The following is a 22,306-nucleotide window of genomic DNA, read 5'->3' as shown; positions in this document are numbered from 1 at the left end:
CGTAAACCAGTTCTGCAATCAGGCGGAGCATCGGATGACCGAAGAGCAGCATTCTTCCAATCACCCCCCACTCCCACCCACCACGGAAGAGGATGGGTTTTCGTGGCTTCGCCTGTTGCGCTCACGCAAAGTTGGTCCGGCGACGTTTCGTCGGCTGCTAAGCGAACATGGCTCGGCGCAGAACGCGCTGGCCGCGCTGCCTGAAATGGCACGCGCTGCCGGAATAAAAGGGTATGAAACCTGCCCCCCCGGCGTGATTGAGGCGGAACTCAAGGCCGCACAAGCCGCCAAAGCGCGGCTTGTGTGCCTTGGGTCCGCAGATTTTCCAAAAGCTTTGCAGGATGTATCTGACGCGCCGCCTCTATTTTGGGCCGTTGGCGATCTTATGATGCTGCAGAAACCCGCAATCGCAATGGTGGGCGCGCGCAATTGTTCCTCGCTCGGCGCGCGCATGGCCCGTGGTCTGGCGAAAGAACTCGGGGATCTCGGCCATGTCATTGTCTCTGGTCTTGCCCGAGGGATCGACACTTCGGCCCATCTGGCGTCGCTGGACACCGGCACAATCGCCGTGATGGCCGGAGGGGTCGATGTTATCTACCCGGCCGAGAACACAGAGCTGGCGCACAAGATCGGCGAAACAGGACTGCGCCTGTCGGAGCAACCTATGGGGATGACACCACAAGCCCGCCACTTTCCGCGCCGCAACCGGATTATCTCGGGGCTGGCGCAAGCCGTCGTAGTGGTTGAGGCCGCAGCTAAATCAGGCAGCCTGATCACCGCTCGGGACGCGCTGGACCAGGGGCGCGAGGTCCTCGCCGTTCCCGGTCATCCGTTCGATGCACGGGCCTCCGGATGCAATATGTTGATTCGGGACGGCGCGACCTTGATCCGGTCTGCTGAAGATGTGATCGAAGCTCTGCCCAAAGGAGAAGACCTCTTCCAAACACGCAGTGAGCCTCCTGTTACACCGATACCGACACCCGCTGTGGCGCTACACGATCAAATTCTGGAACGACTCGGCCCATCGCCCATCGCCGAGGACCAACTGCTGCGCGATATCTCAGCTTCGGCCGGCGATCTTGGTCCAGCTTTGGTAGATCTGGAACTTGAGGGCCGAATCCAGCGCCAACCCGGTGGGCTTTTGTCTCTAGCGAGCTGAAAAGGGCGTATCGCCACGCGGCACCCTGTAAGGCTTCGCCTGCCCCAAAGGCGTATAGGGCGCTGAAATCTTGGGGTTTTTCATACTGCAAAAGGAACGCATTGACATTCCGGTCTTGCCCCACACATTTTGCACGACCATAACAGGCGCCCTATTCGTCGAGCGAGGTTTCCCCTTAAATGCCCGTAGTTGTTGTAGAATCTCCGGCCAAAGCAAAAACAATCAACAAGTATCTCGGCCCCGACTACACGGTTCTGGCCTCCTATGGCCATGTGCGGGACCTGCCGCCCAAGGACGGATCAGTCGATACCGACCACGAATTCGAGATGAAGTGGGAGGTCGGCAATGACAGCAAGAAGCACGTCAAAGCGATTGCCGATGCGCTGAAAGAAGACAACGCCCTGATCCTCGCAACCGACCCCGATCGCGAGGGGGAGGCGATCAGTTGGCACTTGCAGGAAGCGCTGACCAAGCGGCGCTCGATCAAGAAAGATACGCCGGTCAGCCGCGTGACCTTCAACGCGATCACCAAAGAAGCCGTCACCGAAGCGATGCAAAACCCGCGCGAGGTCGACATGCCGCTGGTCGAGGCCTATCTGGCGCGCCGCGCGCTGGACTATCTGGTGGGCTTCAATCTGTCGCCGGTTCTGTGGCGCAAGCTGCCCGGCGCAAAATCGGCAGGCCGGGTGCAGTCGGTTTGCCTGCGCCTGATCGTCGAACGCGAGATGGAGATCGAGGCCTTCAAGCCGGTTGAATACTGGTCGGTCAAGGCCCTGTTCGAAACGCCACGCGGCCAAACCTACGAGGCGCGCCTGGTTACCTATGCCGGCAAGAAACTAGATAAACACGATCTGAAAGACGCGACACAGGCGGAGCTGGCTGTTCAGGCCATCACCAGCCGCGCGCTAAGCGTGACCTCGGTCGAGGCGAAACCTGCGGCACGCAACCCCAGCGCGCCCTTCATGACCTCAACCCTGCAACAGGAGGCCAGCCGCAAGTTCGGTATGGGTGCGCGGCACGCGATGCAGGTGGCGCAACGTCTCTATGAGGCAGGCTACATCACCTATATGCGAACCGACGGTATCGATATGGCCCCCGAAGCGGTTGCCGCCACACGCGACGCGATCTCGGACCGTTTTGGCACTGAATATGTGCCGGACAGCCCGCGCATCTACAAGAACAAGGCCAAGAACGCGCAGGAAGCCCACGAATGTATCCGCCCGACGGATATGACGCGCGATGCAAAAGAGATGAAGGTGACCGATGAAGATCAGCGCAAGCTCTACGATCTGATCTGGAAGCGCACCATTGCTTGCCAGATGGCCGCAGCACGTCTGGAACGTACAACCGTTGAAATCGGCAGCGACGATGCTCAGGTCGGCCTGCGCGCGACCGGTCAGGTGGTGCTGTTTGACGGCTTCATGCGCGTCTACGAAGAAGGCCGCGACGATGTGGCTGATGACGATGAAAAGCGCCTGCCTCAGATCATGCAGGGCGATCCTGCGCGGTTTGCCAAGGACTCTCTGATTGGCCAATTCGAAAAAGCGACAGGTGAGGTTCAGGTCACCGAAGGCGCAAAATCTGCGAAAGAAGCAATTCTGTCCGAAAACGAATCTGTTCTGGCGCTGCAGCACCACACGCAGCCGCCTCCGCGCTATACCGAGGCCACGTTGGTCAAACGAATGGAGGAACTGGGGATCGGCCGTCCTTCGACCTACGCCTCGATCGTGACTACGATTCAGGACCGGGAGTATGTGCGTAAGGACAAGAACCGCCTGATCCCCGAAGAAAAGGGCCGGATCGTCACCATCTTTCTGCTGAACTTCTTCCGCCAATACGTGGGCTATGAGTTTACGGCGAATCTGGAAGAAGAGCTGGACGATGTCAGTGCCGGCGATCGTGACTACAAAGATCTGCTGGGCAAGTTCTGGCGCGATTTCTCGGCCGCGATTGGCGAGACGTCTGAGCTGCGAATCTCGGAAGTGCTGGACAAGCTTGACGAGGCGCTGGCCCCGCAATTGTATCCGCCTCGTGAGGACGGATCGGACCCGCGCATTTGCCCGAAATGTGGGACGGGGCAACTGCATCTTAAAACTTCTCGTACCGGCGGGTTCGTTGGCTGCGGCAACTATCCCGAATGCACCTATACTCGCCCCATCGCGGGCGAGGGGGCCGAAGGAGATGAACGTCTTCTCGGTGAGGATGCAGGCGATGAGATCTGGCTGAAATCCGGCCGGTTCGGTCCCTATGTCCAGCGCGGAGAGCCGACGCCAGAGAACAAGAAACCCCCGCGCGCCTCTCTGCCCCGTGGGTGGAGCAAGGATGACATGGACCTTGAGAAGGCCCTGACCCTGCTGTCCCTGCCCCGCCAGATCGGTGAACACCCCGAAGGCGGTATGATTAGTTCGAACTTCGGGCGGTTCGGGCCGTATATCATGCACCAACTGCCGGAAGAGGCGAAACCGGTCTACGTCAATGTCAAAGACCCCAATGACGTGTTCGAGATCGGCATGAACCGCGCCGTCGAGATGCTGGCAGAAAAACGCGCCAATCCGGGACGTGGTCGGCGCGCGGCGGCAGCCCCCCTCAAAGAGCTGGGCGAACACCCTGATGGTGGTGCCATGCAGGTTCTTGATGGCCGCTATGGGCCGTATGTGAAGTGGGAAAAGGTCAACGCCACCATTCCCAAGGACATCAAGCCCGAAGATGTGACGCAGGAAATGGCCATCGAACTGGTCAACGAACGCGCTGCTAAGAAGGGAACGAAGAAAAAGGCTGCCCCAAAGAAGAAGGCCGCTGCCAAGAAAACAGCGAAGAAAACGGCAAGCTAGGGTTGGATAGGTAGAAATACCACCAGCCCCTTGGATTCGTTGACTTCCCCCTGACGCGGCGGCACAACCTGCCCATCACCATGTCATTGGGGGAGTTTTCCATGAAGAAAATCTATGCCAATGCCTCTGACGCGCTCGACGGAGTGCTGTCGGATGGCATGATGATCGCGGCGGGCGGTTTCGGCCTTTGCGGCATCCCGGAACTGCTGCTCGAGGCGATCAAGGAATCGGGTGCTCAGAACCTGACCTTTGCGTCAAACAATGCAGGCGTCGACGATTTCGGTATCGGCATCCTGCTGCAGACCAAGCAGGTCAAGAAAATGATCAGCTCGTACGTCGGCGAAAACGCGGAGTTTATGCGTCAGTACCTGGCCGGAGAGCTTGAGCTGGAATTCAATCCGCAGGGCACTCTGGCCGAACGGATGCGCGCAGGTGGCGCAGGCATCCCTGGTTTCTACACCAAAACCGGCGTGGGCACCGTGATCGCCGAGGGCAAGGAGCACAAAGACTTCAACGGCGAGACCTACATTCTGGAAGAAGGCATCTTTGCCGATCTGGCCATTGTCAAAGCCTGGAAGGCCGATGACACCGGCAACCTGATCTTCCGCAAGACCGCCCGAAACTTCAACGTGCCTGCGGCGACCTGCGGCAAGATCTGCATCGCCGAAGTCGAAGAGATTGTGCCCCGAGGCTCAATGGACCCGGATGCGATCCACCTGCCGGGCATCTATGTGCATCGGATCATTCACGGCGAGCACGAAAAGCGCATTGAACAGCGCACCACCCGTAAGAAGGAGGAAGCATAATGCCTTGGGATCGGAACCAGATGGCCGCCCGTGCGGCGCAAGAGCTTGAAGACGGCATGTATGTGAACCTCGGCATCGGTATCCCGACGCTGGTGGCAAACTATGTGGGCGACAAGGACATCACTCTACAATCCGAGAACGGCATGCTCGGCATGGGCCCTTTCCCGTTCGAAGGTGAAGAAGACCCCGACCTGATCAACGCGGGCAAGCAAACCATTACTGAGCTGTCGCGCACCGCATATTTCGACAGCGCGACCTCGTTCGCGATGATCCGGGGCGGCAAGATTGCTGCGGCGGTTCTGGGCGCTATGGAAGTGGATGAAGAAGGTGACCTTGCCAACTGGATGATTCCCGGTGTTCTGGTCAAGGGCATGGGCGGAGCGATGGATCTTGTGGCGGGTGTCGGCCGCGTGATCGTGGTGATGGATCACACCAACAAACACGGCAAATCCAAGCTGCTGAAAAAATGCACCCTCCCGCTGACTGGAAAAAAGGTGGTGAATCGCATCATCACCAACCTCGGGGTTCTGGATGTGGTCGAAGGCGGTCTGAAGATCGTCGAGATCGCAGAAGGCGTCACCGAAGACGAGATCCGTGCCGCAACCGAGGCGAACATCGTCAACTAAACCAAAATCAGGGCCTGCCGTGACAGGCAGGCCCTAGTTCAGCGTCTGAAATACGCACCCGTCCGAGGCATATACCGGCGGCGTCGCACATAGAGCGCGCGCGACCTGAAAAGCCGCGAGCACCTTGGGCACGTAGTCCCGCGTCTCTGCATATGGCGGCACACCGCTGTGTTTGCGAACGGCCCCCTCACCGGCGTTGTACCCGGCAAGCGCCAATATCGGGTCATTGTCGAACTCACCCATCAGCCAATCCAGGTATTTGACCCCACCCGAGATATTCTGAGAGGGCTGGAAGCTGTCCTGCACGCCAAACCGCTCGGCTGTAGCTGGCATCAGCTGCATCAATCCCTGGGCCCCGGCTGAGCTGACCGCGTCGGCCCGTCCAGCTGATTCAACCGAGATGACCGCCAGCACCAGCGCAGGTGAAACATTGGTGCCAATGGTCGAGCGTAGGATATCGCGCCCCTGATTGTTCACGATGCCCTGTAGGGTCTGCAAACGGGGTGTCGAGACGCTTGTAGCGGCCAGGGCGTCGATCGCAGAATCCAGCCGTCCCGGCCCGGCCTGTGCCAGTTCGGGCGAGATCTTCTCCCAAAAGGCTTTGTAAGCACCTTTCGGTGGGGTCTTGGTCGCAACTACGGGCGTGGTCGACGGCGGCACTTTGGCACGTTTGATGATATCGGGGACCACAAGCTCAGATCCCGTGCTCGGGGCCGAGGGTCTGGAGGCATGTTCTTCAGCAGAAATCTGGATGTTGATCTTTGGCCTTTGACCTGGCTGAGGCGCCTTGATTCTTTTATAGACACCACGCGGTTCGACCTCATCGGCGCGCACGGTGTCTGGCGTGCATACCAGAAACGCCAATACGCCGGCGCATGTGACTGCGTCCCGGAGATTCATTTGCCTGCCTCATGTTTTCGTTTTGATTGATTTGAACCCCGAATCTTCGCGTAAAGCCAGAAAAACCAAGCAAATTGGGGCAGTTTCGCCTCATTTGCCGCAAATTTGCATCGCTCTGGGGTTTCCGCAAAAAACCAAGGGCATTTTTAAACACTTATTTTCAATGACTTACCCATTTGATAACCAAAAAGTTAAGCGTCGGGCGAATTTTTCCCTGTTTGGCCCAATTCCTGCCACGCACAACAGGCAAACATAGATGCATACCGAGACGATCGGGAGCGGACTGAGAGAGAAAGCTCTGGAAGACGCCGAGGTTTAGAAGACTTTTTTAGATCCTTTAGGAGGGACGTAACATGATCAAGTTCATCAAGAACTTCCGCAAAGACGAAGACGGCGCAGTAACAGTTGACTGGGTTGTTCTGACCGCAGCAGTCATCGGCCTGGGTACCGTTGCTTACACCCAGATTTCGAACGGTGCAGTTGGCATGGCGACTGACGTTAACGCTGCCCTGTCCGGCGCGACCATCAGCACTGGTGAAAACGACGGCACCGCAGGTGGTATCGTAACCGCTGGTGAGAACACTAACTAATACAAGACTATCTAGTCTTGAAAACTTGACGTCGCGCCGGAAATCGGCGCGACGTTTTTTTGGGGCCTTACGAAATGCATAGGGTGTCCATTCAATCAATATTTTCCCGCCCCTCTACTTTTTGTGTGGTGGTACAAATCCGGCAAAGAATGCGGCGGACAAATCACTTTTTCGCCAAATTCACGCCATTCCGGCACGCCAACATTGAAATCAGGTGCTAGCAAGAAACGTCCTCGGATTTGTTCGCTCGGAAGGCAAAGCGGATACAAGACGACGTCGATAGGTATGAGATGAAAAAGATGTTTAGGACATTTAGAGCCTCTGAAGAGGGTGCCGTCACTGTCGACTGGGTCGTTTTGACTGCGCTAATTATTGGTCTGGCCACGCTTCTCTACTTTGCCATCCAAACGGCCACGATTGGCCTGAGCGGGAACACGAGCCAAGCTCTCAGCAGCGCAACCATTAGCACGGGAACGTCCACCGGTGGCGGAGGCGGTATAGCAACAGAAGGCACCGCTGGCGGCAACTGACCGCACTCAACTCAACAATCAATCAAACAAATCGGCATCAAAGGATGGCGATTTTGACTTTTGTACATGTCGTTGCTGCGGTCGTTCGCGGCCAGATACTGGCGCGACATGGCTTGAAAAATCTGCACGAAAAGTCTGATTTGTCCCACATTTCGACACAATTCCATCTTACGAATACGATGAACAAATTTGACCCCCTGGCCTTTGGAAGCAAAGCCAGACAGAAATATGAGGTGGATGTATGCGAGCGGTATTCGGACTTGTCCTGATTGTTGGGCTAGCTCTGGCTGGCGGCGCTGTCTACATGGCGCGGAACTATATCTCTGCCTATCAGGACGAACTCGCCCGTGAGCGGCAGGCGACAGCGGCCGCGTTGGAGGCAGCTGCAGCCGAAAACGCTGAGATTGAAGTAATCCCGACAGTCGGTGTTATTGTTTCCAATCGAACTCTGAAATACGGAGAACGCCTGGTAGAAGAAGACGTACGCGTCGTTGACTGGCCAGAAAATGCAATACCGGAAGGCAGCTTTACCGACCTTGCAGTTTTGTTCCCTGCGACTGGCGGCAAAGACCGTTTCGTTCTTCGCACGATGGAGAAAGACGAAGCCTTGATGGAGGTCAAAATCACGAAGCCTGGTGAAGGGGCGGGCCTGACATCTCAACTGGACAAAGGCATGCGTGCTTTCGCGATTCGGGTTGACGTGGCTTCGGGCGTTTCCGGTTTCTTGCGCCCCGGAGACTTTGTTGATGTCTATTGGACTGGTTCGCGTCGCGGGACTACCGCCGAAGCGAACGGCGAGATTACTCGCCTGATTCAGCCCCGAGTTGAACTGATCGCCATTGACCAAATCGCAGGCACGGACGTAACCGGAACGACCATCGCACGCACGATCACCGTTGCGGTTACACGTGAACAGGTTGCTGTACTCACTCAGGCGCAGAACACTGGCAGACTTACGCTTGCCCTTGTCGGAATCGAAGACGAAACCGTGTCATCCGAAGTTATTGAGATCGACCAACGCGCTTTGCTCGGGGTTGTCGAGGAAGAAGCTGCCCCGGTCCCAGAACGCGTAGAACAACCGGTGTGTAAAACTCGAATCCGTCGCGGCGGCAGTGACATAGCAGATGACGTAATCGCCTGCACAAACTGACGCCTATTCAGGACCTTACACCTGCTGAGCCGCGCATTAAGCGCGGCTCTTTTCATTCTTATGTTGCCAATTGCCCACATAAGGAAACTTCCGGAAACCCTTGATTATTGCAATAAATTCTGTTTTCGCGCAGAGTTTCGCCTATAGGGCATAAGACCCATAAAAACGAGGCGTGATCGGAGAGGCAGGTCACATGAAAATACGTTCCTGGATCAGCGCAACCCTGCTGGGGTTGTCGCTCGTTGTAAGCCCAGTCGGCGATGCCGCTTGGGCCGAAACTCTTCGCGTGGTGAAGAAGGGCACAGTGGAAACGCTGGAAGTACCTGTAAACCGCGCGATCGTTGTTGAAAGTGAAGAGCCGTTTGCCGAACTGAGTATTGCGAATGCCGGCATTGCCGACATCTCGTCGCTTTCAGATCGCACGATTTATGTTTTGGGTAAGGCGCCCGGTCTGACGACGCTGACTCTGTTCGATGGCGCGGGCATGCTTCTGGCCAATGTCAGAGTGCGCGTAGCTCCAGACATTACAGAGTTCAAAGAACGCCTGCGGCAGATTCTGCCTAATGAACAAATCGAAGTGCGCACAGCTAATGATGGAATCGTTTTGTCCGGGACAGTCTCGGGCTCAGCCAAGCTTGCGCGCGCTCTGGAACTGGCGGAACGCTATGCCCCGGATCGGGTGTCAAACCTGATGTCGGTTGGCGGCGTTCAGCAAGTCATGCTGAAGGTGCGTTTCGCTGAGATGAACCGTTCGGTTGCCAAAAACCTATCAACGTCGCTTGGCTTTGGTGGCAGTGACGTCACGGCGGGTTTCAACACCCTCAACACCCAGGGTGCTTTGAGTAATGCGCTGGCCAACAACATTCCGATCGCACAACAAAATACCGGCGCCATTCTGTTCGGTTTTGGGGCTGGATCAACGCAAGTAAGACTTCTCCTTGAAGCCTTGGAAACCAAAGGGCTTGCACGCACTCTGGCCGAACCGAACCTCTCCGCCCTCTCGGGTCAACAGGCGACCTTCCTCGCTGGTGGTGAAGTTCCAATCCCAGTGCCGGCGGATGATGGTGTTGTTGCAATCGAATACCGCGCGTTCGGTGTTGAAATCGACTTCATTCCACGCGTAGTCGACGGTGATCTTATCAACTTGGAACTTGGTACAGCGGTATCGAGTATTGATACGTCTTCGGACTTTACGATCAACGGCGATTCGGTTCCAAGCTTCATTACCCGCCAGACCTCAACAACAATTGAGTTGCGCGATGGTGAAAGCTTTGCGATCGCAGGCCTGATTCAGGATGACTTCACGGATCTGAGCAATCAAGTGCCATGGTTGGGAGACGTTCCTGTTCTGGGCACCCTGTTCCGCAGCGCGCAGTACCAGCGCGAACAAAGCGAGTTGGTTATCATCATCACCGCCCATCTGGTCTCGCCGACCCGAGGGGAAACTCTTGCTTTGCCGACAGATCGAGTAAAACCCCCCAGCGAGTTTGATCTGTTTATCAACGGTCGCGTTGCTAGAACCGAACGCGCAGGCGCTGGTGGTGCATCGGAAGTGGCCAAGCAAGACTTTGGCAGCTCCTACGGCTACATTCTGGATTGATGAGGAGGTTAGGACCAATGAAAACGTTGATACTCACCTTAGGTCTTTCGGTCGCAGTCACCGCATGTACGCGCGAAGCCGGGTATGAAATTGATGCGGGCACCTTTGGCAATGCGACACTGAACAACTCGCAGGTCATGAACGGTGAACTGACATACGCTCAGATTCTGAGCCGCCGGTTCGCGGCCGAAGTGCCCAGCCAAGTGAACTTCGCCTTCAACAGTTCACAGCTCGATGCAGCTGCGCAGCGTATTCTGTTGCAGCAGGCGGATTGGATCAAACAATTCCCCGAAGCACGTTTTCGTGTTTATGGCCATACTGACGCAGTCGGCTCTGCCAGCTACAACAAGAGCCTTGGTTTGCGCCGGGCACAAGCAGTTGTGTCCTTCTTTGCCCAACAGGGAATCTCGCGGTCCCGCCTAGAGGCGGTGGTTTCTTTCGGCAAAACGCGTCCACTGGTTGCGACAACAAATCGCGACCGCCGGAATCGCCGGACAGTGACAGAGGTTTCGGGTTTTGTAGACCGCGCGCCGCAGACTCTGGATGGTAAGTACGCCGAGATCATTTACCGCGAATACGTTGAAAGCGCGGCTGCAGGATCGAGTGTCGAGCAGGTCGATGCAACTGGTGGTGGTGGTGGATAATCCCATCTGAACGGGCGACATCGTCGCCCGTTTCCCTACAATTGGTTCTTTTGCGCCAAATTCTCGCCCAAGTTCCAAGCAACATTGTGAACAATAGGGTGACCTGCGGCCAAAATTGACCGCATTGGGGCGACAGCAAATCTACCCGAGCGTAAACGTTCGCAAGAAATGCCAAGCCCTCTCTACGAGGATTGTGTATATGAGTAGCGCGACGCCGCAAGACAACGACTCGGGAATTCTGGCCTGCACGATCAGCCGGGATGTCCAGAACTTTGATCTATTGATCGAAGACATGGAAACCATTCTGGGTGAGCGTTGGGGCGATCTTGGCTTTGCCGAAGCTCTCGCGTTTTTCAGCCAACCCGAAGCGGAAACACTGGAATTCGTTGCCCTGGCCATTGATGGTGAAGATGAAGACAACCTCTCGCTGATGGGCGAAATCATCACCCAGGCAAAAGACAAGAAGATCAAAGTGGTGCTTATTGCCGAGGACGTGACCCCCGCCTCGTTGCATCAGCTCCTGCGCAAAGGCGCGGATGAATTTGTCCCCTACCCGCTTCCCGAAGGCGAACTGAACGAAGCGATTGAGCGGATGAACAAGCCCGATCCCGTGGTTGCAGCACAAGCAGCCGCTGCCAATCTGACCAGTGGCGAATCAAAAGAAGGCGCTCTGTTCGTTGTACAAGGTCTGGCGGGCGGCGTTGGTTCCACGACACTGGCTGTGAACCTTGCCTGGGAACTAGCCACGATCTCGGACAAAGATGCGCCTTCTGTCTGTCTGATCGACCTGGATCTGCAATACGGCACGGTCTCGACTTATTTGGACCTGCCACGCCGTGAAACCGTTTTCGAGATGCTGTCCGACACAGCGTCAATGGATGATGAGGTCTTCTCGCAAGCCCTTCAAAGCTATGAAGAAAAAATGCAGGTTTTGACGGCCCCATCCGACATGGTGCCGTTGGATTTGATCACACCCGAGGACATCCAGCGCGTGATAGATACGGCGCGCAAGCATTTCGACTATGTGGTCGTGGACATGCCCAAGACATTGGTTTTGTGGTCAGAAACCGTTCTTCAGGCTGCTCATGTTTATTTCGCCATGATCGAACTGGACATGCGCTCGGCTCAGAACGCATTGCGTCTGAAACGCGCCTTGCAGGCCGAAGAGCTGCCGTTCAACAAATTGCGTTTCGCCCTAAACCGGGCCCCGAAATTCACCGATCTGAACGGCAAGGGGCGCATTAAACGTATGGGCGAAAGCCTCGGAATCTCGATCGACCTGCAATTGCCCGATGGCGGCAAGCCGGTGATGCAAAGCGGCGATCATGGCCTGCCATTGGCCAGTTCGGCCGCTAAAAATCCACTGCGTCGCGAAATTGCCAAACTTGCAAAGTCGCTCCACAGCCTCGGCAGCAACGACGCCGAGGCCGCATAACACAACCCCAAGGGAAGAGCCGCCATGTTTTCCAGATATAAGAAAGCGACTGATGCGCAGCCGGTTGAGACTCCGGCCAAAGCGCCCGAAGCGGCCACCGCAGCGCCAACGGCAACAGCAGTTGCACGTAAGCCCGTTCAAAAGAAAGCAGGCGAGGTCACGAGCGCCGACCGCGACCGCAAACGGAAAGAGCGCCTGAGTGAGATCAAGATTGAGCTGCACCGGGAGCTACTGGAAAACCTGAACCTCGCCGCCCTTGAAAACGCGGGTGAGGCCGAGCTTCGCACCGAGATCAGCGCAATTGCCAGCGAGGTTCTGGAAGCCAAAAGCATCGTTTTGAACCGAGACGATCGCACACAGCTGAACAAAGAGCTTTATGACGAGGTCACTGGCCTCGGCCCACTTGAAACCTTGCTGCGCGATGAAACGGTCAACGATATTCTGGTGAACGGCCCGCAACAGATTTTTGTCGAACGTGCGGGTAAGCTAGAACTCAGCGATATTACGTTTAAGGACGAAAAACACCTGATGCGGATCATCGACAAGATCGTGTCCGCCGTGGGTCGTCGTGTTGATGAATCCAACCCATATGTTGACGCCCGTCTGGCCGATGGCTCGCGTTTCAACGCGATGGTCCCTCCGATCGCTGTTGACGGCTCGCTGGTCTCGATTCGTAAGTTCAAAAAAGACAAGCTGGGCATCGATGATCTGGTCAATTTTGGCGCGTTCACCGAAGAAATGGCCGCCTATCTTCAAGCCGCAGTTTCGACGCGCCTGAATATCATCGTCTCGGGCGGTACGGGCTCCGGTAAAACCACCACTCTGAACGCTCTTTCGAGTTTTATTGACGACGCGGAACGTATCTTGACCATCGAGGATACGGCGGAACTTCAACTGCAGCAGACTCACGTTGGCCGGATGGAAAGCCGCCCGCCAAACGTTGAAGGAAAAGGTGAGGTCAGCCCTCGCGATTGTCTGAAAAACGCTCTGCGGATGCGTCCCGACCGCATCATCGTGGGTGAGACCCGTGGTGCCGAGGTGATCGACATGCTCCAGGCGATGAACACCGGCCACGACGGTTCAATGACCACAATCCACGCGAACTCGGCGCGGGATGGTATCTCGCGTCTCGAGAACATGATCGCAATGGCGGGGATCGAAATGCCGATCAAGGCAGTTCGCAGCCAGATCTCAAGCGCTGTGAACTTGATCGTTCAGGCCAGCCGTTTGCAGGATGGCTCGCGTCGCATGACCTCGATCACCGAAATTACCGGGATGGAAGGTGATGTGATTTCGATGCAAGAAATCTTTCGTTTCCAACGCGTTGGCCTGACACCCGATAACAAAATCATCGGTCACTTCACCGCCACCGGCGTGCGCAGCCACTATTCTGAGCGCTTCCGCCTGTGGGGCTTTGACCTTCCCTCGTCCATCTACGACCCAACCACAATGTAGGAGATCACGACATGCAATTGCCTATGGAGGCTCTCATCTATGTCGCCATCTTCGTGGGTGTCCTTGCCCTGGTGGAAGGCATCTATCTTGTGGCGTTCGGCAAATCCATCAGCCTGAACAGCCGAGTCAACCGACGCCTAGACATGCTCGACAAGGGCGCGGGCCGCGAGCAAGTTTTGGAACAGCTGCGCAAGGAAATGCAGCAGCATATGAAAACGCAGAGCATCCCTCTGTATTCGTTGCTTGCAGACAAGGCCCAAAAGGCCGCCATCGCGTTTACGCCAAGACAACTGATCATGATCATGGGTCTTGTTTCGGCCGCGGCTTTTGTAGCTCTCAGCATTGGTACGGCAACCGACACTGTCTTGCGTACGGCGATTTCAATTGCCATCGGCGTCGGTGCTGTTTTCATGTGGGTCAGCAGAAAAGCCAATAAACGCATGAGCATGATCGAAGAGCAACTTCCCGATGCGGTCGAGCTGATGGTCCGCTCGCTGCGGGTCGGTAACCCTTTCGTATCTTCGGTTCAGATCGCGGCGAACGAGGTTCAGGATCCCCTTGGGACCGAACTGGGCATCATCGCCGATGAATGCGCCTATGGTCGAGATGTGGGCGAGGCGCTCAAAGACATGGCCGAGCGTTTGGACATGCAGGATTTGCGCTTTCTCGCGGTCGCAGTCGGTATTCAGCAACAGTCAGGTGGTAACCTGGCTGAAATTTTGGCCGGCCTGGCACAGGTGATCCGCGCCCGTTTCCGCTTATTCCGCAGGGTCAAGGCAATCACCGCCGAGGCGCAATGGTCCGGAAAGTTCCTGTCGGGGTTCCCAGTAGCGTGCCTCGTCTTCATTCTGGTCAAAGACCCCGGCTATTATGACGAAGTTCTGGATCACCCGTGGTTCATACCGCTGTGTTTCTTTGTCGGCATCATGCTGACACTGAACCTGATCGTCATGAAGATCATTACCAACATCAAGGTTTGAGGTCAGTTCAATGGAATTCCTAACCTCCATCAACAATGTCCTAACGCAACACCTTGGTGAGTTCGGCCCTCTGATCGTGGTCGGTGTACTTGGTTTCGTGTTGATTGCCGTGGCCGTTCTGCTGATGCTGAACCAGCCAGAAGATCCACTAAAGAAGCTGCAACGCAGCACGACGGCTCCGCGGAAAGAGAAAAAACCCAAAAAAGACCAACTGCGTAACGGCGGGCGGAATGAACAGCTCGAGAAATTCGCCACCTTTCTAGAGCCCAAAAGTGAAGAAGAACTTTCCGCTGTTCAATTGACAATGCGGCAGGCTGGCTACCAGTCGAAAGATGCCGTTCGTTTCTATCACTTTGCGCAGTTCGCGCTTGGCATACTAGGCATTTTGTTCGGAGTGCTGTGGGTAACGGTGTTCTCGGGTGGTCAGGAATTTACTGGAACTCAATTGTTGATCCGCGTTCTGATCCCCGGCGCGATTGGCTACTATATCCCCAAATATTGGATCACACGCCGCGTGGAAGAACGGAAACAAGCCATTACTGCGGCCTTTCCGGACACTCTGGACTTGATGCTGGTCTGTGTTGAAGCCGGTCAATCCCTGGATCAGGCGATCGTTCGAGTGGCGGCCGAGATGAAAAGTTCCTACCCCGAGATTTCGCAAGAATTCGAGGTTGTGGCCTACGAGATGAAGGCCGGTAAAGACAAAGACACAGTCCTGCGTGATTTCGGAACCCGCTGCGGGGTTCAAGATGTTCGGGCCTTTGTGACCGTGATGATCCAGTCCGCCACATTCGGTACTTCCATTGCCGAAGCTCTGCGGGTCTATGCCGGTGAAATGCGTGACAAACGTGTGATGCGCGCGGAAGAAGCCGCAAACAAGTTGCCTACCAAGATGACTCTGGTCACAATGGGGCTGACGGTACCACCGTTGCTTGTCATTCTGGTCGGGCCGTCTGCAGGTGTGATTGCTGAGTTCGGAGGATGATTTAGCTTCGATGCAACCAGAAAAAGGCTGTGCCTTGCGTAGGCTTCGCCGAAGTTTTCAGGCCATCATGGTTTTCGCCATGGTGGCCTCTTGCACGGAAGGGAGCCTGTCGGATGAACTCGATGCGCCGGGTATAGATCCGATGGGACAGGCCGAAGACAACATCACCGTAGGAAACCGCCTAATGGCCGCCGGAGAATACGAGCTGGCCCTCGACAGCTTTACCCGCGCCGCGCTGGAACAAGGGATGACGCCGCAGGTTCTGACATCATTGGGGACCGCAAATCTGGGGCTGCGTCGGTTGGGGCAGGCCGAGACCCTTCTACGCCGCGCGGTCGAGGATGACACGGACTGGCCCATCGCTTGGAACAATTTGGGTGTTCTACTGATGGAAACCCGACAATACCCCGAAGCAGAACAGGTGTTTCGCCGGGCCTTTGCGTTGGACAATGGCGAAAGTGACGCAATCCGCGACAATCTTCGCTTAGCTATCGCAAAAATGGAAAATCCTGTTAATAATACTGACCAAGAACAAGAATATACGCTGGAGCAGCTAGGCGACGGGCAATTTTCGCTACGCAAAATCCAGTAACCGAGGCAAGAGCAGTAAAAGGACGCAAAAATGCGCCAACAATTCTTGATTCCGTCACTCGTGGTCACTGGGTTGATCCTGTCCGCCTGTGCAAAAGAAACCGAAGAGGAAAAGGTTGAACGTACATTTCAGGAAGTGAACGTCATTGACGAAACCAACCTGAACGACGTGCTTCTGACCGCGGCCGACCCCAACGAGGCAGTCACCTATTTCCATAATGCCGCCGCCAAAAACCCGGACCGGATCGACCTGCAGCGCGGGCTTGCGATCTCGCTGGGTCGCGCCAAACGCTCGACCGAGGCGGCCGCTGCGTGGAAACGCGTGACGACCATGAACGGTGCCAATGCGGCCGACCGGGTCGAATACGCGGATGCGCTGGTGCGCAATGGGGATTGGAACACAGCCCACACCGTTTTGAACTCGGTCCCACCGACTCATGAGTCGTTCAAGCGCTACCGGCTTGAAGCCGTCGTCGCAGATTCCCGCAAGGAATGGAAACGCGCCGATCACTTCTATGAAACGGCCGTGGGCCTAACCACGCGCCCAGGTGGAGTGATGAACAACTGGGGCTATTCCAAGCTGACCCGCGGGCAATATGCCGAGGCCGAACGCCTGTTCACCGAAGCCGTCCGCCAGGACAAGAGCCTGTTTACAGCCAAGAACAATCTGGTTCTGGCCCGGTCGGCGCAGGGGAATTACAGCCTGCCAGTGGTGCCCATGACACAGGTTGAGCGCGCTCGGCTGTTGAACACGATGGCAATTTCCGCTGTGAAACAAGGGGATATGGCAACCGGCAAGAACCTCCTCCGCGAAGCGATTGCGACCCATCCCCAGCATTTCGATGAAGCTGTCCGCTCGCTTCGCGCACTCGAGGAAAGCTGACACATGGCGATACCGGCCTATGTGGCAGCATGGTTTCTGCCCTTTGTGCTGCCGATCTGCTTTTACGTCGCGTTCACGGATATGCGTGAAATGAAGATCAAGAACCACGCCGTAACGGCGTTGGTTCTGGTCTATATCGTCGTTGGGCTGTTTGTGCTGCCTCCGTGGTCGACGGGGCTGATTGGAGGTCAGATCGGCCCTCTTGATATCGCATTGCCTATCTATGTCTGGCAATTCCTGCATATCTTCGTGGTTCTGCTTGCCGGTATCATCCTGAACGCCGCCGGAGCGATGGGCGCCGGCGATGCCAAATTTCTGGCCGCAGCCGCTCCGTTCATCTGGTTCGCAGATATGGTTCTGCTCATGGCTATTTTGATGGCCTGTACTTTGGGGGCGGTAGCGACCCACCGTTTGGCCAAGCACACAAGGCTGCGCACAATTGCCCCACATTGGGATAGTTGGGACAAAGGCAAAAAGTTCCCGATGGGGCTGGCCCTGTCCGGTTCGCTTGCCATGTATCTGATTCTTGGGACTGTTCTCGGATCGTAAACTATCATCTGCGCGCCTTGTCGCTGCCTTGGTCCCGCCACAAAGCTGCGCCAGATTTCACACAACTGGCCCGCTTTGGGGCTTTTGGTGTGACATCAGAACAGACGAGTCCCGCTCATGAATATGCAGACCTCAGCAGTTATGGCGCCCCCTGCCCCGAAGGGCCTGGGTGAAATGCAGCTCCCGCTTGTGATGATGCGGGACATTTTGCTGAAGACGATCTTTCGCAAGAATGCCAGCACCGTGACCGAAGTGGCCGAGGCTATCTGCCTGCCCGGCTCAGTCACGCAGGAACTGATCGACATTGCGCGTGACCAAAAATTGCTTGAAGCCACAGGCACCCTGAACGCCAATAGCGGCAATGAGATGGGATATCAGCTGACCGACGCCGGCAAGGCCCGTGCGTTGGACGCGCTCAGCCAGTCGGAGTATTTCGGTGCGATGCCCGTACCACTGGATGTGTATCGCGAGCAGGTCAAACGCCAGTCGATCCGCAATATTCAGGTCACGCGAGACCAACTGACCAATGCGATGGGCCATCTGGTTTTGCCCGACAGCCTGCTGGATCACCTCGGCCCCGCGGTCAGCGCAGGCCGTTCGATCCTGATGTATGGCCCTCCGGGGAATGGTAAGTCCTCGATCTCGAACGGTATTCGGGATGCATTGGGTGACAATGTCTATGTCCCCTACGCTATCGAATATGCCGGTCAGGTGATCACCGTTTATGACCCGATCGTACATACCGCGATTGAGCAGGAGCCTGACGACCCCAACAGCCTGCGCCGCCGCAAGCGGTTCGATTCGCGCTATGTTCAGTGCGAGCGCCCAACCGTGGTGACTGGTGGTGAATTGTCGCTGAGCATGCTGGACTTGGTCTACAACCCCACCGCGCGGACCTATCAGGCCCCACTGCAGCTGAAATCGACCGGCGGTATCTTTATCGTGGACGACCTTGGACGACAGGCCGAACCCCCTCAAGCCCTCGTCAACCGCTGGATTGTTCCACTGGAAGAGAACAAGGATATCCTCGGCCTGCAATCGGGTGAAAAGTTCGAGGTTCCCTTCGACACGCTGGTCATCTTCTCGACCAACTTCCACCCGAATGAGATCTTCGACCAAGCGGCCCTGCGCCGGATCTTCTTCAAGATCAAGATTGATGGTCCGAACCAAGAGAACTTCCTGAAGATCTTCGCAATGGTCGCCCGCAAACGCGGCATGCCGCTGGATGAGGCCGCGTTGGTGCATCTTTTGAAGGTGAAATACCCGACCATCGACAACATCTATGCGAACTACCAGCCAATCTTCCTGATCGACCAGATGATCTCGATCTGTGAGTTCGAGGGCATTCCTTATCAGATGAGCCCCGACCTGATCGACCGTGCCTGGGCCAACATGTTCGTCAAAGACGAGAAAATCGTCAAATAACGCCGTGCCATTTCCGGAGTGACAGGGGTAGTCTGCGCACATGACGCAGATTCCCGCCCGGATCGGCACTTGGTTCAACACCAAGGGCTGGACCATCCACCCTCATCAGCAGGACATGTTCGATCGGGCGCAAGACCCGGCCACTTTACTGATTGCGCCAACGGGCGGCGGCAAAACGATGGCGGGGTTTCTGCCCTCATTGGCCGAGTTGGCGGACGGTACACGTGCCGGGTTGCATACTATATACGTCTCGCCCCTCAAGGCCCTTGCAGCAGACATCAAACGGAACCTGCGCACGCCCGTGGAAGAGATTGGCTTGCCCATCCGCATCGAGGACCGCACCGGCGATACCTCGGCCACGCGGAAAAAACGCCAACGCGCCGACCCGCCGCATATCCTACTTACCACGCCCGAGAGTCTGGCTCTTCTGACCTCATATGAGGACGCTCCGCGCATGTTTGATGGGGTGCAGCGCGTGATCGTCGATGAAATCCACGCTTTGGCCGAAAGCAAGCGCGGGGATCAACTTATGCTGGCGCTGGCGCGGCTTCAGACTCTGTGCCCGAACATGCGCCGTGTGGGCTTGTCGGCCACGGTCGAGGACCCTCAGGCCATTGCCCGCTTTCTGGCCCGTCACCCCGATCCGTGTCACATCATTCAAGCCGATCCCGGCCCCGATCCCGATATCGCGATGCTGGAAACTGCCGAGATGCCGCCATGGTCGGGCGGAGGTGCAGCTTATGCGATACCCGCGGTGCTGGACCAAATTCGCCAACACAAGACGACTCTGATCTTCCACAACACCCGCGCGCAGGCCGAGATTTTCTTTCACAATCTGTGGCTTGCAAACGAAGACAGCCTGCCCATTGGAATCCATCACGGCAGTCTTGATCGCCAGCAGCGCGAAAGGGTCGAGGCGGCCATGGTCCGAGGTGATCTGCGCGCCATCGTCTGCACCGGCTCTCTCGATTTAGGCATCGACTGGGGCGATGTTGATCTGGTGATCCAGATCGGCGCGCCCAAGAACGTCAAGCGGCTGGTGCAGCGAATCGGAAGGGCAAATCACCGCTACAACGCGCCGTCCAAAGCCTTGCTGGTACCTGCCAACAGGTTTGAAGTGGTCGAATGCGTGGCCGCCCTTGAGGCCGCAAAAGCCCATGATCTGGACGGAGAGCCGCGCGGCGCAGGCCCCCGAGACGTGCTGTGCCAACATATCCTGATCGCAGCCTCTGCGGGGCCATTCAATGCAGATGCACTGTTTACCGAGATGACCTCGGCCGGGCCGTTCGCGCAATTGACACGGCCCGAGTTTGACGACTGCCTCGATTTCTGCGCGACCGGCGGCTATGCCCTCCGAGCCTACGACCGATGGCAACGGTTGCAGCAACGCGCCGACGGTTTGTGGCAGCTAAGGGACCCCCGCGCTGCAGCCCGGATTCGGATGAACCTCGGCACAATTCAGGACAGCGATACCCTGAAAGTCCGCCTGAAGCGCAACCGGGGCGGTAAGCCATTGGGCGAGGTGGAGGAGGCTTTTGCAGCCACTTTGACCCCCGGCGATACCTTCCTGATCGGCGGTCAGATCGTGCGCTACGAAGGCCTGCGCGAGCTTGTGGTCGAAGTCAGCCGCCGTGCCGACAAGAAGCCCAAAATCGCCACTTTTGCGGGGACCAAGTTCGCCACCTCAACGCAGCTGAGCGACCGTATCCTGCGCATGTTCGCGCAGACCGACTGGCCTCAGCTGCCGCAACACACGGCCGACTGGTTGAAGTTGCAGCGGCATGTCTCTCGCCTGCCCCAACGCAACCGCCTGCTGGTCGAGAGCTTTCCCAGCGACGGGCGCGAGCATATTTGTGTCTACGGCTTCGCCGGACGCAATGCGCAACAAACCTTGGGCCTACTCCTCACCAAACGCATGGAGGAAACAGGCCTTGCCCCTCTTGGCTTTGTTGCCACCGACTACGCGACTCTGATCTGGGGGTTGGACGCAGTGACCGATCCAACGCCTCTGTTTCGGATCGATGCGCTGCGCGACGGGTTGGACACATGGCTGGCTGGCAATGCCGTCATGAAGCGCACCTTCCGCGCCTCGGCCACCATCGCAGGATTGATCGAGCGCAACACAGGCGGGCAACGCAAGAGCGGACGGCAGGCTACTTTTTCGTCAGATATCCTCTACGATACGTTGCTGAAATACGACCCCGACCACATTTTGATGCAGATCACCCGTGAAGAGGCCATGCGCGGCCTCGTCGATTTTGGCCGGATCGAAGCAATGGTGGAACGGATTGGCGACCGGATTGATCTGGTTCGGCTGGACCGCGTGTCACCTCTCGCCGCACCCTTGTTCCTAGAAGTTGGAAAAGTTCCGGTAAAAGGGGCCGGCGAAGAACGTTTGTTGGCGGAGGAAAGTGCGCGAATGCTGCAAGCGGCCGGGCTGGATACCCTCTGATCCACCTTGCGCACGCGCGCAAAACGCGCGAAGAACGTTCCATGAACAAGGTTGAATTTTCCTTTGCAGGGCAGAACCTGAGCGCCCTACCCTCCGGCGCATTGTGGTGGCCTGAGCGGCAATTGCTGTGTGTATCCGATCTCCATCTCGGCAAGTCCGAACGCATGGCCCGGCGCGGTGGTGCGATCCTGCCGCCCTATGAGAGTCAGGACACGTTGGACAGGCTGGCCAAAGATCTGGAGTTTACGCGGGCCGCAACCGTAATCTGCCTGGGGGACAGCTTTGATGATCTGGACGCCTCTCTGTCCCTGCCCGGCGCCGAGAGGCTGCGCATTGCCACCCTGCAAGCCGGGCGTCGCTGGATCTGGATCGAAGGCAATCACGACCCCGGCCCGGTTGAACTCGGCGGAACGCATCTGGCCGAGTGGACTTGCGACACGCTCACCTTTCGCCATATCGCGCAGTCCGGTGCAAAAGGTGAGATTTCGGGTCACTATCATCCAAAGGCCACGCTGCGCGCGAGTGGCCGCAGCATCACGCGCCCGGCCTTTCTGTTCGATTCAAATCGTCTGATCCTGCCCGCCTTTGGCACCTACACAGGCGGGTTGCGCAGCTCGGATCAGGTTTTGACCGCTCTGATGAAGCCGAAGGCGCTAGCGATCATGACGGGATCTAAACCGCAAATGATCCCGATGCCTCGCTAAGACGGTCGGGC

20 protein-coding genes are annotated in these 22,306 nt (G+C 56.9%); 19 read left to right on the top strand and 1 reads right to left on the bottom strand.

The features are described from left to right. The first annotated feature begins 34 nt into the window (after positions 1-34). The 4 genes from dprA to ACR0JF_RS10245 all read left to right on the top strand — a co-directional run bounded on the left by dprA (position 35) and on the right by ACR0JF_RS10245 (position 5,422). Positions 35-1,159 (top strand): DNA-processing protein DprA, encoded by a 1,125-nt coding sequence (gene dprA / locus ACR0JF_RS10260; RefSeq protein ID WP_170659956.1) that lies wholly within the window; start codon positions 35-37, stop codon positions 1,157-1,159. A gap of 179 nt (positions 1,160-1,338) precedes the next feature. Then, a complete protein-coding gene (gene topA, locus ACR0JF_RS10255) occupies positions 1,339-3,990 on the top strand; it encodes a type I DNA topoisomerase (protein WP_170659955.1) in 2,652 nt (883 codons plus the stop codon). A gap of 101 nt (positions 3,991-4,091) precedes the next feature. Then, on the top strand, positions 4,092-4,796 hold the full coding sequence (locus ACR0JF_RS10250) for a CoA transferase subunit A (RefSeq protein WP_170659954.1): 705 nt from the start codon (positions 4,092-4,094) through the stop codon (positions 4,794-4,796). Beyond that, positions 4,796-5,422, top strand: coding sequence for a CoA transferase subunit B (locus ACR0JF_RS10245; protein ID WP_170554670.1), 627 nt, complete (start codon positions 4,796-4,798; stop codon positions 5,420-5,422). The genes ACR0JF_RS10250 and ACR0JF_RS10245 overlap by 1 nt, the downstream gene beginning before the upstream one ends. A 33-nt stretch (positions 5,423-5,455) precedes the next feature. Here the strand turns inward: ACR0JF_RS10245 and ACR0JF_RS10240 are convergent, their stop codons facing one another. Next, positions 5,456-6,322 carry a lytic transglycosylase domain-containing protein gene (locus ACR0JF_RS10240; protein ID WP_170659953.1) on the bottom strand — a complete coding sequence of 289 codons (867 nt, stop codon included), beginning with the start codon at positions 6,320-6,322 and terminating at the stop codon, positions 5,456-5,458. A 353-nt stretch (positions 6,323-6,675) separates the two neighbouring features. Here ACR0JF_RS10240 and ACR0JF_RS10235 point away from each other — a divergent pair, with 353 nt between their 5' ends. From ACR0JF_RS10235 to pdeM, 15 genes are all read left to right on the top strand, one after another. Next, positions 6,676-6,912, top strand: coding sequence for a hypothetical protein (locus tag ACR0JF_RS10235; protein ID WP_170659952.1), 237 nt, complete (start codon positions 6,676-6,678; stop codon positions 6,910-6,912). A 299-nt stretch (positions 6,913-7,211) separates the two neighbouring features. Next, a complete protein-coding gene (locus ACR0JF_RS10230; RefSeq protein WP_170659790.1) occupies positions 7,212-7,442 on the top strand; it encodes a hypothetical protein in 231 nt (76 codons plus the stop codon). Positions 7,443-7,683: 241 nt separating this feature from the next. Further along, positions 7,684-8,592, top strand: a complete 909-nt coding sequence (cpaB, locus tag ACR0JF_RS10225) for a Flp pilus assembly protein CpaB (RefSeq protein WP_170659951.1) — start codon at positions 7,684-7,686, stop codon at positions 8,590-8,592. A 193-nt stretch (positions 8,593-8,785) separates the two neighbouring features. Further along, entirely contained in the window at positions 8,786-10,192 is a 1,407-nt protein-coding gene (locus tag ACR0JF_RS10220; protein WP_170659950.1) for a type II and III secretion system protein family protein, read from the top strand. A gap of 17 nt (positions 10,193-10,209) precedes the next feature. Beyond that, on the top strand, positions 10,210-10,836 hold the full coding sequence (locus ACR0JF_RS10215) for an OmpA family protein (protein WP_170659949.1): 627 nt from the start codon (positions 10,210-10,212) through the stop codon (positions 10,834-10,836). A gap of 199 nt (positions 10,837-11,035) precedes the next feature. Then, positions 11,036-12,271 (top strand): AAA family ATPase, encoded by a 1,236-nt coding sequence (locus ACR0JF_RS10210; RefSeq protein WP_170659948.1) that lies wholly within the window; start codon positions 11,036-11,038, stop codon positions 12,269-12,271. 24 nt (positions 12,272-12,295) lie between these two features. Next, positions 12,296-13,726: a TadA family conjugal transfer-associated ATPase gene (locus ACR0JF_RS10205; protein ID WP_170659947.1), complete on the top strand. Its 1,431-nt coding sequence runs from the start codon at positions 12,296-12,298 to the stop codon at positions 13,724-13,726. Positions 13,727-13,737: 11 nt separating this feature from the next. Next, complete coding sequence (locus ACR0JF_RS10200; RefSeq protein WP_170377839.1) at positions 13,738-14,706, top strand: type II secretion system F family protein; 969 nt, start codon at positions 13,738-13,740, stop codon at positions 14,704-14,706. Between the two features lie 10 nt (positions 14,707-14,716). Next, a complete protein-coding gene (locus tag ACR0JF_RS10195) occupies positions 14,717-15,691 on the top strand; it encodes a type II secretion system F family protein (RefSeq protein ID WP_170659946.1) in 975 nt (324 codons plus the stop codon). A 10-nt stretch (positions 15,692-15,701) separates the two neighbouring features. After that, a complete protein-coding gene (locus ACR0JF_RS10190; RefSeq protein ID WP_480669235.1) occupies positions 15,702-16,283 on the top strand; it encodes a tetratricopeptide repeat protein in 582 nt (193 codons plus the stop codon). 30 nt (positions 16,284-16,313) lie between these two features. After that, positions 16,314-17,165, top strand: coding sequence for a tetratricopeptide repeat protein (locus ACR0JF_RS10185; protein WP_170659945.1), 852 nt, complete (start codon positions 16,314-16,316; stop codon positions 17,163-17,165). Between the two features lie 3 nt (positions 17,166-17,168). Further along, on the top strand, positions 17,169-17,714 hold the full coding sequence (locus ACR0JF_RS10180) for a prepilin peptidase (protein WP_170659944.1): 546 nt from the start codon (positions 17,169-17,171) through the stop codon (positions 17,712-17,714). A gap of 117 nt (positions 17,715-17,831) precedes the next feature. Then, positions 17,832-19,139, top strand: coding sequence for an ATPase (locus ACR0JF_RS10175; protein ID WP_170377831.1), 1,308 nt, complete (start codon positions 17,832-17,834; stop codon positions 19,137-19,139). Positions 19,140-19,179: 40 nt separating this feature from the next. Then, the gene (locus ACR0JF_RS10170) at positions 19,180-21,591 is read left to right on the top strand and encodes a ligase-associated DNA damage response DEXH box helicase (protein ID WP_170659943.1); all 2,412 of its coding nucleotides are present in this window, start codon (positions 19,180-19,182) and stop codon (positions 21,589-21,591) included. Between the two features lie 41 nt (positions 21,592-21,632). Next, complete coding sequence (pdeM, locus tag ACR0JF_RS10165; RefSeq protein WP_170659942.1) at positions 21,633-22,295, top strand: ligase-associated DNA damage response endonuclease PdeM; 663 nt, start codon at positions 21,633-21,635, stop codon at positions 22,293-22,295. The last annotated feature ends 11 nt before the right edge of the window (positions 22,296-22,306 follow it).

This window comes from Ruegeria sp. BG11, from assembly GCF_056538565.1.
This window is presented reverse-complemented; position numbering and strand designations above follow the sequence as displayed.

Coding starts and splice junctions, on each gene's coding strand:
- ACR0JF_RS10175 (WP_170377831.1), top strand. CDS start 17,832: ATGAATATGCAGACCTCAGCAGTTATGGCGCCCCCTGCCCCGAAGGGC.
- ACR0JF_RS10220 (WP_170659950.1), top strand. CDS start 8,786: ATGAAAATACGTTCCTGGATCAGCGCAACCCTGCTGGGGTTGTCGCTC.
- ACR0JF_RS10240 (WP_170659953.1), bottom strand. CDS start 6,322: ATGAATCTCCGGGACGCAGTCACATGCGCCGGCGTATTGGCGTTTCTG.
- cpaB (WP_170659951.1), top strand. CDS start 7,684: ATGCGAGCGGTATTCGGACTTGTCCTGATTGTTGGGCTAGCTCTGGCT.
- ACR0JF_RS10205 (WP_170659947.1), top strand. CDS start 12,296: ATGTTTTCCAGATATAAGAAAGCGACTGATGCGCAGCCGGTTGAGACT.
- ACR0JF_RS10210 (WP_170659948.1), top strand. CDS start 11,036: ATGAGTAGCGCGACGCCGCAAGACAACGACTCGGGAATTCTGGCCTGC.
- ACR0JF_RS10185 (WP_170659945.1), top strand. CDS start 16,314: ATGCGCCAACAATTCTTGATTCCGTCACTCGTGGTCACTGGGTTGATC.
- ACR0JF_RS10170 (WP_170659943.1), top strand. CDS start 19,180: ATGACGCAGATTCCCGCCCGGATCGGCACTTGGTTCAACACCAAGGGC.
- ACR0JF_RS10230 (WP_170659790.1), top strand. CDS start 7,212: ATGTTTAGGACATTTAGAGCCTCTGAAGAGGGTGCCGTCACTGTCGAC.
- dprA (WP_170659956.1), top strand. CDS start 35: ATGACCGAAGAGCAGCATTCTTCCAATCACCCCCCACTCCCACCCACC.
- ACR0JF_RS10215 (WP_170659949.1), top strand. CDS start 10,210: ATGAAAACGTTGATACTCACCTTAGGTCTTTCGGTCGCAGTCACCGCA.
- ACR0JF_RS10250 (WP_170659954.1), top strand. CDS start 4,092: ATGAAGAAAATCTATGCCAATGCCTCTGACGCGCTCGACGGAGTGCTG.
- topA (WP_170659955.1), top strand. CDS start 1,339: ATGCCCGTAGTTGTTGTAGAATCTCCGGCCAAAGCAAAAACAATCAAC.
- ACR0JF_RS10190 (WP_480669235.1), top strand. CDS start 15,702: ATGCAACCAGAAAAAGGCTGTGCCTTGCGTAGGCTTCGCCGAAGTTTT.
- pdeM (WP_170659942.1), top strand. CDS start 21,633: ATGAACAAGGTTGAATTTTCCTTTGCAGGGCAGAACCTGAGCGCCCTA.
- ACR0JF_RS10235 (WP_170659952.1), top strand. CDS start 6,676: ATGATCAAGTTCATCAAGAACTTCCGCAAAGACGAAGACGGCGCAGTA.
- ACR0JF_RS10195 (WP_170659946.1), top strand. CDS start 14,717: ATGGAATTCCTAACCTCCATCAACAATGTCCTAACGCAACACCTTGGT.
- ACR0JF_RS10200 (WP_170377839.1), top strand. CDS start 13,738: ATGCAATTGCCTATGGAGGCTCTCATCTATGTCGCCATCTTCGTGGGT.
- ACR0JF_RS10180 (WP_170659944.1), top strand. CDS start 17,169: ATGGCGATACCGGCCTATGTGGCAGCATGGTTTCTGCCCTTTGTGCTG.
- ACR0JF_RS10245 (WP_170554670.1), top strand. CDS start 4,796: ATGCCTTGGGATCGGAACCAGATGGCCGCCCGTGCGGCGCAAGAGCTT.